Origin of the sequence: Mesorhizobium sp. M8A.F.Ca.ET.218.01.1.1 (assembly GCF_004791165.1) — a bacterium.
In the GTDB taxonomy this organism is placed as follows: Bacteria; Pseudomonadota; Alphaproteobacteria; order Rhizobiales; family Rhizobiaceae; genus Mesorhizobium.
Genome location: NZ_SRUZ01000002.1, coordinates 575,016 through 586,872 on the forward strand (window position 1 = coordinate 575,016; position 11,857 = coordinate 586,872).

Below are 11,857 nucleotides of genomic sequence, written 5' to 3' on the forward strand. Positions count from 1 at the left end.
GCGCTGATCGGGATCGACGAACGCTATTTCCGTCCGACCGAGGTTGACCTGTGATCGGCGTTACCCCAAGCCAGGCAGGCCGACAAGCTCGGTTGGAAGGCGAAGACCTTTCGATGAGCTCGTCTCCGAAATGCCTCGGGGTCCACTGCCGCGCCTACGGAATCATGCTGGCGTCACGCGAAATGCGATGGCGTCGCGGGCAGGTGCATGTGTCGTGGGGCCATCCGCACTGCCGGCACGCCCTCTCGGCCGGCATCCACTCAGGTCCGGTCGTTTGGGTCGGCGAATTCACACATCCTGCAAAGCAGAAAACCATCCGCTCCATTCATGCGGTCGACGATTTCGCGAAAAACTGGTTTTTCAAACAGAGCGGAGTAACCCTCATATAGAAGGTTGCCCAATACGTGACGCCGTTCAAAATCCATAGAGCACAGGGTAACGTCGCCGTTTGGAAGAAGAACATTCCGATACTGTCGTGCGTCCACGCAGGTTAGGGCTCCGACCACTGGCTGACGTGGTGCAACGATCTTAGGGTCGACGCTTCCACCCCTACTGCTCACCGGCCGCGCTTTTATCAGGGCTTCGGTAGGAATAATGTCGGCTATATCTGGGTGGGGCTCGCCCAAGGCCACGAATCGGATCAAGGGGATGTCCGCGTCGACGAGTTGACGAACCAGATCGCGATACTTGTCTCCGACCAGGCGGCTGTTCATGTAGGTGCCGTCATCGAAAACATGGACCACGAATACGCCCAAGCGCAAGGCTTGCAATCGCTGCAGGTCCTGCCCGTTCATTCCCACCAGCGTCGTAAAAATCCTGATGCCATGGCCTTTGGCGAAGGCGTGCTCCACCATTTCGGTACAGTCCGGATTGAGCCAAGGTTCGGAGTATCCCGCAAAACCAATGTCGACGGAAGTCGGTACGCGGGCCAGACACCGCTTGAAATCTTCAAGATCCAGATGACTCGCATGAGACACTTTTCTTTGCCGGACCGCGAACTTGTCCTGGGGACAATATGAACATCCTACGACGCATCCCGTGGTCGTCGTTATCTCCAAAACCCTGCCGGCTGTGTTTGCTGAGCGAAGTTCCGGTAAAATCACTGGTGATTACTCCCATCTACTTCCTGCGAAGCGCCACGATGGTGTGCGTGTGCCTTTGGCTTTCTGATACCGCCTGCTGATCTACCGAGGCAACGCAGCCATCTACCCTTTTTGGCAGCCTAAGCCGCCCGGTTCACCGATTTGCCGGGCCGACCCTTCACAAACTTCCGGCGCGTCGGACCAGAGACAGCATTGCATCTTTCGAGGCATCACTCGCTCCGGAGATGTAGCCTCAACCGTTGGTCGCTGGCCCGTCGCCGAGATGCGCGCGCAGCACCCTCGAACCCGCCGGAGAGAAGCTTTCTGGATGCCGTCGATCATCCTTCATCGAGCGAGTTCCGTGTTCTCATGCGGGTCAGCCCTCACACTATATTGCCGCACATCGACCAGCAAAGGCCGAGCTAGTGCGCCTGGCGCGCAGTTACTGCGAGATAGGCTTCGAAAAGCCCGACAGGGCTAAGACGCTCCGCTGTATTGAACCCGACATGTTTTCTGACGGCTGTCAGATTTTGGACACACATCACTCATCGTCAGTCGCTTAATACGGATGGTAGTTTCTTCCAGGAATCGGTGACATTGAACACCACCCTGTCATGACCGCCCAATCTCAGCGAAGCGAACTCAGCATCGCCACCAGGACCAAGCCTGAAGATAAATCCGCCATAGCAGCGTCAACGACATTTTGCTTTCGAACCCGGATGGATTGCACGAGGTGATTCGCGCCGTGATGCAGGAGGTGCTCGAGGCCGAGATGGACGAGGCGCTGGATGCTTCGAAGAGCGAGCGCACGCCGGAGCGTCTCGGCTATCACGCGCGCTACTACGGGCGGAGAACTAGCTGCGCACCTACGGCGGTTCGATAATCCCAAGTTTCAAAGCTTTTACAACAGCTACCGTTCTGCTGGTCGCATCCAACTTCCGCATTACATTTTTTAAATGGAAATCTATCGTATTTCGTGATCTGCCTAAAATAGTTCCTATTTCCCATGACGATTTTCCTTTCGACACCCAATCAATGCACTGTATTTCTCTCGGAGAGAGGTTATGAATTTGTTCCGACGCAGTCGTAGTGTTGAACCTCGTAACCATCAGATGAAACCGCAGCGCGGCCATTTGCAGGTAGGTGATCGTTCTATTCTGCAATTCGCAGTCCGAGGATTGAGCAAAAACTCACAAACCTAAAGCTGTCACCAGGGCCATGTAATGGGACGGTAACGCCTGACCTCAAGCCGAATGTTGCTGCTTCGTCCAAGACGCGGCGTCCATCTTCAGTTATGCTTTCATCGGTATACACCTCGCTCCATCGAAAGGGCCCCGCCTCCTTTCGACCTTTCTTGATGAGTGGGTCTATTTTGGCATAGCCCATTCTCGAGTAGCGCTCCTGCCATTCAGCAGGATAATTCCACATCACCACAGAACCCTCTCGGTTCGGCTTGAAAACCCCCTGTTTTGATGCGAGCGGGCCATAGGCAATCCACGGGCAATCGAACTTCAGCGCAAACGCAGACATCCGTTCGAACAACTGTTCGGATTGAGCGATATCATCAGTCATCTCGAGGAATAGGTCTAACTCGACCGCAATCCGCGGGAGTTCCATGATGCCTCCTTCATTGCGTTCTCATTGGTGCAAAGTTTGCTCCAGCCCAGCCTCGCAACATGCGAAGTCAACGGGACCGAGCCGGAGTTCCTTCCGCCACCTGGAGTACCTTCAAGAGTCGTGCCAGCTTGCGAGCGAAGCTTCTTCTTCAGGTTGTCAATCGACTGGGGAGGTACCCAGGAGGCGAACCGAACAGCACTGTGTCGGGGAGCGCACAATCCGACAGTCGAGCATTCGATTGACGGAATATGGGCAGGAAAGTATTCGCGGCGCGCTTTTGAAATCAGCACCTAAGTCTCGGGCCTGAGAGAGCTGCATTGCCTGTACTTATTTGATCGAGGCAGGAACAATTTAGAATTCAATCGATACATCGACCCTCTTTTCCAATCTCCCGAGTTGGGCAGCCGAAGCAATAGTATTCGACTGGATCGCGGCTGACTTTCTCCAGGCTCGGTAACCTGCTGAATTTGCCCTTCGGCTGTTCCCGCTCGGTTGGCACGACTTTTGAACCTCACCATCGTGAGGCGGCAGGAGCTGCCCGCCAAAATTGATGCTGTTATGGGGGAGGTCGAGATTCCAGTTTTGTCTTTTAACGTCTTTGGGACGGAGCGTGTTGATGCGCCCGCTTGGAAACTATGAAACGTTTCCCCGTCCATGGGCGCGGCGCCACTTGTCGCGAAGTTTTCGCCTTCACTGTTCGCCTCTGGAACAGGCAGCCGGCCCGGCTCGCGATCATAATGACCGCGATGCTCGCCTCCACGCTGGCTGACGTGTTGATGCCGCTCTATTCTGGCCGACTCATCGACGCTGTTTCTCGTGCTGCTAATGCGGCAGCACCAGCTTCGGATTCAGCTGTTGCAGCATTCTCTGTACCGATTGCATTGGCACTCGGTGGCATTGCCATGCGCCACGTCGCCTTCATTGGCCTGAGCGACCTGGTGTTGAAAATGATTTCCGACGTCGCGACCGAAGCGTTCCATCATGTGCAGCGCTTTTCGACAGACTGGCATGCAAACAGCTTCGCCGGCTCGACAGTGCGCAAGATAACGCGCGGCATGTGGGCGCTCGACCTCCTCAACAGCACGATACTCGTCACGCTGCTCCCGTCGTTTGTCATCTTGATCGGCTCGACGGTGCTGCTCGGCTGGCACTGGCCGGTCATGGGCGTGATCTTTGCTTGCGGCTCTCTCGTCTACCTTGCGTTTTCGATTTCGCTGTCGCTCGGCTATGTCGCGCCAGCGGCGAGCCTTGCCAACCGATGGGACACAAGGCTCAGCGGCGCGCTTGCGGACGCGGTCAGTTGCAACGCTGTGGTCAAGGGCTTCGGCGCAGAGGTTCGCGAAGACGAGCGGCTTGCAAATATCATGACGAAATGGCGGCACCGCGCGCGCCGGAGCTGGGTGCGCGGAACGATCATCGGCTCAACCCAAGGCGTAACTTTGGTTGCGCTCAGGGTGGCGGTGGTCGGATATGCCCTGCTTCTGTGGTCGCATGGACAGGCAACGCCGGGCGAGATAGCATATGTTCTCACGTCCTTCATCGTCCTGCAGGGCTATCTGCGTGATGCCGGCATGCATGTCCGCAACGTGCAGCACTCGGTTAATGATATGGAAGAACTGGTGGCCATCCACAATCAGCACGTGGATGTTGCCGATCGTCCAGAGGCCAAGCCGATCCGGATCACGAAGGGCCGTATCGATTTCGAGAACGTCCACTTCCGCTACGCCAACCATCCCCTGCCGCTCTATAGCGAATGTTCGCTGTCGATTGAAGCTGGCGAAAGGGTTGGGTTGGTTGGACCCTCCGGTTCCGGCAAGACAACATTCGTGAAGCTGATCCAGAGACTCTACGACCTGAGCGGCGGCCGGATCCTGATAGACGGTCAGGACGTCTCCGAGGTGACCCAAGAGTCCCTTCGTTCGCAGATCGCGATCGTGCAGCAGGAGCCGATCCTGTTTCACAGGTCGCTTGCCGAGAACATCGCCTATGGACGGCCTGGCGCGAGCCAGGCCGAGATCGAGCAAGCGGCACGACTGGCAAGTGCCCACGAATTCATCGCGCCCCTGCCGAAGGGCTATGGGACATTGGTCGGCGAAAGGGGTTTGAAGCTCTCCGGCGGCGAGCGCCAGCGCGTGGCGATCGCGCGCGCCTTCCTCGCGAACGCGCCGATCCTTATTCTGGACGAGGCCACATCGAGCCTCGATTCGGAATCCGAGGTGCTCATTCAACAAGCGGTGGATCGGTTGATGGTGGGCCGAACCACACTCGTCATCGCACACCGGCTGTCGACGGTCCGCTCGCTCGATCGGCTGCTCGTCTTCGACCGTGGCCGCATCATGGAGGACGGCGATCATGCCGCCCTGATCAATCTCGATGGTGGCATTTACCGCCGCCTCTTCGAACGGCAGGCGTTGGAACTCGCGAAGGGCCTGGCCTGATCGCTAAATCGGCTTGCGCGATGCGCCGAGCCGTTGCCGGAGAGGGGTGTGGCAGTGACGAGCGGCGGGCGTTAGGCGGCAAAACCAGCACGGCCGGAACTGTCCGCCAAACGGGCGAGCGGGAATGCCACGTCTAAGCTTCGGCGAATGCGCGCAGTTACACGCGGGCACCGAATTGTCGCGCCTAACGGCGCACGCACCAAAAGGGCGGGAATGTCGACGGCCCGGGAAGAGTGCGGCCCTCGCCGTTACCCACATTTCGCCAAAGGAAGCGAAGTCAACGCACATTGAGAGGGCGGTGCTTCCCGGCCGGCTGGGATCCCTGTCGCTGGCCCAACCTACCGCACGCCGGCCACGTCAACGGTTCAAAGTCCCTTCGGTTCGCAAAGTCGTCCCCTTGGAGACCCGGAAGCGCAGGAGCTCCGACCGCAGTCTTCGCTCAACTCTGGCCATCTGCTCCGGGATTGGATTCCGTTCCCTTGCTAGCACAGTGGCAGCTGAGCACGAACTCGCCGGCCCCGTGTCTTTCGATTACGGCCAACGGGCTTAGGAAGAGATTGGATTCGCCGGCCCTCTGCGGAGCGAATGAACAGTTCTACAGATCATCGACGTCCGCGAAAAAGAGCACGCAGCCGAAGTAGCCGGCCTGAAGCAGCAGCGAACAGGCCAGCGTCGTGACGACTGCCACACGGAGCGAATCCAAAGCGAAGTAAACCATCGACGCATTGCTGCACAGGACCAGCCCCACGAGCCGACAAAAAGATGAAGTGCACGCCGCTCCCCTGGTTTTCGCCAGATCATGTTGCGAGCTCGTCGGCCGCAACATGCGTCTGGCAGTTCTTGGGGCAGACGCGGCCGCAGGCTCCGCAGCCGATGCAGCGGCCGGCATCATCGACAACCATGATCATGCGATTGAGCTTGCCGTCGAAATCGTCGTCCTCGTCATCGCAGGGGCCGAGGATTTCACCCGCATCATCAACGCCGTGAAGATGCATGACATCGCGCGAGCAGACCTTGAAACAACGGCAGCAGCCGATGCAGGTTTGCTATCGATGGAGGTCAGGTACGGCGGCATCCAAATGGAGCCGTCACGGGTGGTGAATGTGCGCATCATCCTAAATTCTTCATTGAAGCGAGTTCTCTCTTGGCAACATCCAACTCGGCATAAACGGCTTGGGTTTTCTCGGCGACTTCCTGTATGTCGGCCCACTTGCCCGGCAGACCCTCGACGAGGTCCTGCAATGCCATCTTGGCAATAGCTGCACGCAACTGGAGCTTTCAGACTTTTTTCCTCATCCTATCTAGGTCTGACATAGATCCTTTCTGGAACAATGGTTTCTTGATGCGCTCCATCTCGGGCTAGGCTTCAATGGCTGCAGTCGCATCGTCGACCAGTTTCGTACCGGCCTCAGCAAGTTTGCGGAAAGTCTCGAAGCCGAACCGGTGGACGTCTCGACAGAACGCCCAACCGCCGGAAGCCCCCACGGGGTTCATTTCTAATGTCGGCGACGTCGACACGCCGGAGCGCTCCTCGATCGCAAGCGCTACGGCGGTGTAAAACATGTCGAGCCTCCACAGCGCGTCAGGATCGGGATCGCCGCCAAAGGGTACCGCACGTTGCTGTTGCTTGGTGATGATGAACTCGGCCAGCAGCTCGGCATCCGAATGGCCTTCCCATAAGCCGAAGGAATCCTGAGTACGAATGAGCCGCAGGAGGCATTTGACGAACGGGGAAGCAAGGGCCTCGCCGTCCCCGTGGACAGCAGGGCCAACCGGTTCATGAGGAATTTCGCTTTTCCCCAATTTCAGTACTCCTCTTGAAGGACGATCTCTTTTTCTGCGATGTGTGGTTCGGGCGCTTGCGTGGGCGGGGAATGGCTTGGGCGAGCCGATCCCACGCAACAGTGTCCCGTGGCCGACCTCGAGCACGTCCACCAATGCGAGACCTTTCACCGCGGCGCGAACGCCTGCGCCGCGGTTCGACCCGAGGTAAACGCAATGGAAATTCCACCTGCCGCAAGCCGCGCACTTTTGCGGCATCGACGTTATTGCTGCGAAGTGCGCCTGGGCGGGCGGATTTGCCGGTGTTCAATTCCAATTGTCATGCCCTTCGCGATTCTTGCTCAGGAAGTGACTGCGTTTTGAGTTTCGGGTGCCTTCTTTTGCGGAGCCACACAAAGATCCGCGTGACAGGCAGGCTCACCCGTGTAGTTGGCCAGTGCTTCGAGCAATGGGGTAAGATAGTACTGTTTGGTGTGGTCCGGAATTGGCCCCAGCCGGTCCACCGATTTCAGTGCCACCTCGATCAACTCGATTGCGCGATCTTTGTTGCCGCTCTCGTAATAATACTGAGCTACCGGGAGGTACCGGAGGTATTTAAACGGGCCATCGCCGTTCGGGGGATTGAGTGCCAGTATCTGTTCCGAGAGCTCGTTGCCCATCGCAAAGCGCTCCGCGCGCGGAAGATGGGAATTGTCCATCGTGGGATCGAAGAGTTGGTTGAGGGCCAAGGCCATCCACGACACCGCGTCGGACGTTTTGTCGATCGCGTCCTCGACCAATTCTCGCATGACCGGCATGCCGGTCTTGATGTCGCGCAGCTTGTGAAGCAGAAGATCCGCATGAATCTGCCGGAACTCACAAGAGTCTGGCATCAAGGCGAGGCCTTCTTCGATGGCCAAGAGCGCCGCCGTCCAATTCTCGGCCTGCATCGCCGGCTCAAGTTTGGCGTATATCGGCCCGGTAAGCGACATTTCGCGCGCTGCAAGTTGGTTATGCGCGATGCGCTTTGCATCGGCGGCTTTCGCTTCATAGCTGCTGCGCCAGCTGCCGTTAAGGACTTTCGGCAAAACGTCATCGAGTTCCGCCGGGTGGCCGATAAAAGCGATGTGGCCGTCGCGGTCGACCACGAACGAGGTGGGAATCCCAATCGAAGAGCTGGGATCCATCCAGAGCTTGTTCATTTCGCCAATGTAATCGAACCCGATACGATAATTCAGATTCGGGAACTTCTCGGTCAGCCAGGCATCCACGTTGGTCCGCGCCTCGTCTGCGGTAGGACCCTGTTCGCAGGCGGCAACTCCGACCGCCTCAAATCCGCTGCCTTCATATTTCTCCTGCAGTTCGATCAAATGGGGCATGGCGTCGACACATGGTCCGCACCAAGTCGCCCAAAACTCAACGAGGTAGACCTTGCCGGGCCGAAAGTTCGTGAGGGGCTCGCCACGCAGCCAGTTCTCCACTTTGATCGCAGGAGCCGGGGACCCCATACGCAGTTCCATCTTGGTGTCCAAAGTCATTCCACACCTTTCGTCTCTTTTGTCGCGGAATATTTTCCCGTCAAAATCGGACACGGTCTCGAGGGCATCGCTCCCTCTGGCTTGCTTCAGCGAAGCTCTCACCGTGTTGCCGCACATCAAGCTGCAACGGAGGTGCCAATTCCCTCAGCTCCGGTAAGCGGCGGGAAATGCTTTGAAATTCTCCACGAGGCTAAATGCGGCCGATTGTCGTGAACCCGACATGTCTTCTGCCGCTGTCGGGTTTCGCCCTATCTCTTGAGAGCTTGGACGGCTCGCCTGTGATTAGACTGGCCTCGGTCCTCGAGCAGTGGCAGTTTGGCGCCAGTTCGAAAGCGCGAACTCGCCGGCTTGGTCCTCGTGCCGCCACCGCCGCGTGTGGATTCTTGCCCCGGAGTCAAAATTCGCCTCGCGGTTGCCAACGGCGGCATGCGCTCAATGCGCGTGGCGTTGAGCCCCGACAGCACGTAATGGTACCAATTAGTGGATGCCCGTCGCTGCCTCCACTTCTCCAGCCAAGCGCTCGAACGACGCTACCTACCCACGTTCGAGCGCGACCGCGGAATCGCAGACTGCCGAACGTCAGCCGTTGCGAAAGGTGTAGCCGTACCCGTTGATCGCCGGCGCGCCGCCTAGATGTGCGTAGAGGACCCTCGATCCCTGTGGAAAGAAGCCCCTCTGGACGAGGTCGATCATCCCTTGCATCGATTTGCCCTCGTAAACGGGGTCCGTAATCATGCCCTCGAGCCGCGCGCACAAACGGATTGCCTCTTTGGTTTCCTCCGATGGAACGCCATAACCCGGGTACGCGTAGTCCATGAACAACACCACGTCTGCCTCGACAATTTCCGCTCCGAGGTGGACGAGCTTCGCTGTATTTTGGGCGATGCCGAGCACCTGCGCCTTGGTCTTGGCGGGCATGGCGGAGGCATCGATACCGATCACGTTGCGCTGTCGACCATCCTTGGCGAACCCGACGAGCATGCCGCCGTGGGTTGAACCAGTCACCGTACAGACGACGATATAGTCGAAGGCAAACCCAAGCTGCTCTTCCTGGGCACGCACCTCCTCAGCGAACCCCACATAGCCCAGGCCGCCGTATTTGTGGACAGAGGCGCCGGCAGGTATCGCATATGGCCTGCCGCCCCTTGCCTTGACTTCATAAAGTGCCTTTTCCCAGCTGCGGCGGATGCCGATGTCAAAGCCCTCGTCAACCAGGCGCACCTCTGCCCCCATGATGCGGCTCAAGAGGATATTGCCGACCCGGTCGTAGACAGCATCATCATGTGGGACCCAGCTCTCCTGGACCAGGAGGCATTTCATGCCGATCTTGGCGGCGACCGCAGCGACCATGCGCGTATGGTTGGACTGCACGCCACCGATTGTGACGAGCGTATCGGCATCTGACGCGATCGCGTCGGGCACAATGTATTCGAGCTTGCGCAGCTTGTTTCCGCCGAACGCGAGACCGGAGTTGCAGTCCTCGCGTTTGACGTAGATTTCCACCTTGTCGCCCAGATGCTTGCCGAGGCGGTCGAGCCTCTCGATCGGCGTGGGTCCAAAGGTGAGCGGATAACGTTCGAATTTTTCCAGCATGCTATCTCCAGCAAAAAAGTACCTGAACCGGCTACGCACCGGTCAGCCCAGGGGTATGGTCGCGTGTTAGCCGAACACAGATTCCCTATACGATCAGCTCAGTCATCAGAGGGTGACCAAAATTGGTGTGGGTCTGAGCACTGATCCTGTCATCCGCGCATCAAAGCAGCAGCACATGCTGGGCATTCGACCAAGCCGGGACACAGCTGAAAATTGCATTCCGCAGTTGATCAGAGTCAGACGACTGGTACCCGAGCTTTCCTGTAACCATCGGCATGCTGGCCCCTGTGGCGAGTTCCACGAGCGCGGCTAGAGGACTGCCAGATCAGAAAGAGCACGCGGCCGAAGGAGCCGGCCTGAAGCAGCAGCGAACAGGCCAGCGTCGTGACGACTGCCACACGGAGCGAATCCAAAGCGAAGTAAACCATCGACGCATTGCTGCACAGGACCAGCCCCACGAGCCGACAAAAAGATGAAGTGCACGCCGCTCCCCTGGTTTTCGCCAGATCATGTTGCGAGCTCGTCGGCCGCAACATGCGTCTGGCAGTTCTTGGGGCAGACGCGGCCGCAGGCTCCGCAGCCGATGCAGCGGCCGGCATCATCGACAACCATGATCATGCGATTGAGCTTGCCGTCGAAATCGTCGTCCTCGTCATCGCAGGGGCCGAGGATTTCACCCGCATCATCAACGCCGTGAAGATGCATGACATCGCGCGAGCAGACCTTGAAACAACGGCAGCAGCCGATGCAGGTTTGCTATCGATGGAGGTCAGGTACGGCGGCATCCAAATGGAGCCGTCACGGGTGGTGAATGTGCGCATCATCCTAAATTCTTCATTGAAGCGAGTTCTCTCTTGGCAACATCCAACTCGGCATAAACGGCTTGGGTTTTCTCGGCGACTTCCTGTATGTCGGCCCACTTGCCCGGCAGACCCTCGACGAGGTCCTGCAATGCCATCTTGGCAATAGCTGCACGCAACTGGAGCTTTCAGACTTTTTTCCTCATCCTATCTAGGTCTGACATAGATCCTTTCTGGAACAATGGTTTCTTGATGCGCTCCATCTCGGGCTAGGCTTCAATGGCTGCAGTCGCATCGTCGACCAGTTTCGTACCGGCCTCAGCAAGTTTGCGGAAAGTCTCGAAGCCGAACCGGTGGACGTCTCGACAGAACGCCCAACCGCCGGAAGCCCCCACGGGTTTCATTTCTATTGTCGGCGACGTCGACACGCCGGAGCGCTCCTCGATCGCAAGCGCTACGGCGGTGTAAAACATGTCGAGCCTCCACAGCGCGTCAGGATCGGGATCGCCGCCAAAGGGTACCGCACGTTGCTGTTGCTTGGTGATGATGAACTCGGCCAGCAGCTCGGCATCCGAATGGCCTTCCCATAAGCCGAAGGAATCCTGAGTACGAATGAGCCGCAGGAGGCATTTGACGAACGGGGAAGCAAGGGCCTCGCCGTCCCCGTGGACAGCAGGGCCAACCGGTTCATGAGGAATTTCGCTTTTCCCCAATTTCAGTACTCCTCTTGAAGGACGATCTCTTTTTCTGCGATGTGTGGTTCGGGCGCTTGCGTGGGCGGGGAATGGCTTGGGCGAGCCGATCCCACGCAACAGTGTCCCGTGGCCGACCTCGAGCACGTCCACCAATGCGAGACCTTTCACCGCGGCGCGAACGCCTGCGCCGCGGTTCGACCCGAGGTAAACGCAATGGAAATTCCACCTGCCGCAAGCCGCGCACTTTTGCGGCATCGACGTTATTGCTGCGAAGTGCGCCTGGGCGGGCGGATTTGCCGGTGTTCAATTCCAATTGTCATGCCCTTCGCGATC

The 11,857-nt window shown here is 58.1% G+C and carries 12 protein-coding genes and 3 pseudogenes; 2 read left to right on the forward strand and 13 right to left on the reverse strand.

Translation table 11 applies throughout. From position 1 onward, the window contains the following. Positions 1-260: 260 nt before the first annotated feature. Positions 261-977, reverse strand: coding sequence for an SPASM domain-containing protein (locus EN861_RS09110; RefSeq protein WP_224571099.1), 717 nt, complete (start codon positions 975-977; stop codon positions 261-263). A gap of 719 nt (positions 978-1,696) precedes the next feature. On the opposite strand from EN861_RS09110, the pseudogene EN861_RS09115 reads away from it, so the two are divergent. Next, positions 1,697-1,932, forward strand: a pseudogene (locus EN861_RS09115) (transposase); the annotation flags it as partial. A gap of 16 nt (positions 1,933-1,948) precedes the next feature. Here the strand turns inward: EN861_RS09115 and EN861_RS36185 are convergent. Together EN861_RS36185 and EN861_RS36190 are read right to left on the reverse strand one after the other, a co-directional pair. Next, positions 1,949-2,215 (reverse strand): helix-turn-helix transcriptional regulator, encoded by a 267-nt coding sequence (locus tag EN861_RS36185; RefSeq protein WP_348630899.1) that lies wholly within the window; start codon positions 2,213-2,215, stop codon positions 1,949-1,951. 19 nt (positions 2,216-2,234) lie between these two features. Continuing rightward, the gene (locus tag EN861_RS36190; protein WP_245330126.1) at positions 2,235-2,699 is read right to left on the reverse strand and encodes an autoinducer binding domain-containing protein; all 465 of its coding nucleotides are present in this window, start codon (positions 2,697-2,699) and stop codon (positions 2,235-2,237) included. 635 nt (positions 2,700-3,334) lie between these two features. Between EN861_RS36190 and EN861_RS09125 the strand changes: the two genes are divergently transcribed. Next, complete coding sequence (locus EN861_RS09125) at positions 3,335-5,137, forward strand: ABC transporter ATP-binding protein (protein WP_128314337.1); 1,803 nt, start codon at positions 3,335-3,337, stop codon at positions 5,135-5,137. A gap of 595 nt (positions 5,138-5,732) precedes the next feature. Here EN861_RS09125 and EN861_RS36755 read toward each other — a convergent pair. From EN861_RS36755 to EN861_RS09175, 10 genes and pseudogenes are all read right to left on the reverse strand, one after another. Continuing rightward, a complete protein-coding gene (locus tag EN861_RS36755) occupies positions 5,733-6,029 on the reverse strand; it encodes an exopolysaccharide production repressor protein (RefSeq protein WP_348630897.1) in 297 nt (98 codons plus the stop codon). Next, positions 5,935-6,251, reverse strand: a pseudogene (gene fdxB / locus EN861_RS09135) (ferredoxin III, nif-specific). Before fdxB (EN861_RS09135) ends, EN861_RS36755 begins: the two are co-directional and overlap by 95 nt. Further along, the gene (locus EN861_RS09140) at positions 6,248-6,406 is read right to left on the reverse strand and encodes a CCE_0567 family metalloprotein (RefSeq protein WP_224571204.1); all 159 of its coding nucleotides are present in this window, start codon (positions 6,404-6,406) and stop codon (positions 6,248-6,250) included. The pseudogene fdxB (EN861_RS09135) and the gene EN861_RS09140 overlap by 4 nt, the downstream one beginning before the upstream one ends. A gap of 90 nt (positions 6,407-6,496) precedes the next feature. Beyond that, a complete protein-coding gene (locus EN861_RS09145) occupies positions 6,497-6,940 on the reverse strand; it encodes a DUF269 domain-containing protein (RefSeq protein ID WP_245512014.1) in 444 nt (147 codons plus the stop codon). Between the two features lie 320 nt (positions 6,941-7,260). Further along, a complete protein-coding gene (locus tag EN861_RS09150; RefSeq protein WP_127249268.1) occupies positions 7,261-8,418 on the reverse strand; it encodes a TlpA disulfide reductase family protein in 1,158 nt (385 codons plus the stop codon). A 597-nt stretch (positions 8,419-9,015) separates the two neighbouring features. Then, positions 9,016-10,029, reverse strand: a complete 1,014-nt coding sequence (locus EN861_RS09155; RefSeq protein WP_024505903.1) for a 1-aminocyclopropane-1-carboxylate deaminase — start codon at positions 10,027-10,029, stop codon at positions 9,016-9,018. Positions 10,030-10,265: 236 nt separating this feature from the next. Beyond that, positions 10,266-10,631, reverse strand: a complete 366-nt coding sequence (locus EN861_RS36760) for an exopolysaccharide production repressor protein (RefSeq protein WP_348627494.1) — start codon at positions 10,629-10,631, stop codon at positions 10,266-10,268. Beyond that, positions 10,537-10,853: pseudogene (gene fdxB, locus EN861_RS09165) on the reverse strand (ferredoxin III, nif-specific). The gene EN861_RS36760 and the pseudogene fdxB (EN861_RS09165) overlap by 95 nt, the downstream one beginning before the upstream one ends. Next, positions 10,850-11,008: a CCE_0567 family metalloprotein gene (locus EN861_RS09170; protein ID WP_224571204.1), complete on the reverse strand. Its 159-nt coding sequence runs from the start codon at positions 11,006-11,008 to the stop codon at positions 10,850-10,852. The pseudogene fdxB (EN861_RS09165) and the gene EN861_RS09170 overlap by 4 nt, the downstream one beginning before the upstream one ends. A 90-nt stretch (positions 11,009-11,098) precedes the next feature. Further along, positions 11,099-11,542, reverse strand: coding sequence for a DUF269 domain-containing protein (locus EN861_RS09175; protein WP_245458601.1), 444 nt, complete (start codon positions 11,540-11,542; stop codon positions 11,099-11,101). Positions 11,543-11,857 lie beyond the last annotated feature (315 nt).

Coding starts and splice junctions, on each gene's coding strand:
- EN861_RS36185 (WP_348630899.1), bottom strand. CDS start 2,215: ATGGCCGCGCTGCGGTTTCATCTGATGGTTACGAGGTTCAACACTACG.
- EN861_RS09125 (WP_128314337.1), top strand. CDS start 3,335: ATGAAACGTTTCCCCGTCCATGGGCGCGGCGCCACTTGTCGCGAAGTT.
- EN861_RS36760 (WP_348627494.1), bottom strand. CDS start 10,631: ATGATGCCGGCCGCTGCATCGGCTGCGGAGCCTGCGGCCGCGTCTGCC.
- EN861_RS09150 (WP_127249268.1), bottom strand. CDS start 8,418: ATGGAACTGCGTATGGGGTCCCCGGCTCCTGCGATCAAAGTGGAGAAC.
- EN861_RS36190 (WP_245330126.1), bottom strand. CDS start 2,699: ATGGAACTCCCGCGGATTGCGGTCGAGTTAGACCTATTCCTCGAGATG.
- EN861_RS36755 (WP_348630897.1), bottom strand. CDS start 6,029: ATGATGCCGGCCGCTGCATCGGCTGCGGAGCCTGCGGCCGCGTCTGCC.
- EN861_RS09155 (WP_024505903.1), bottom strand. CDS start 10,029: ATGCTGGAAAAATTCGAACGTTATCCGCTCACCTTTGGACCCACGCCG.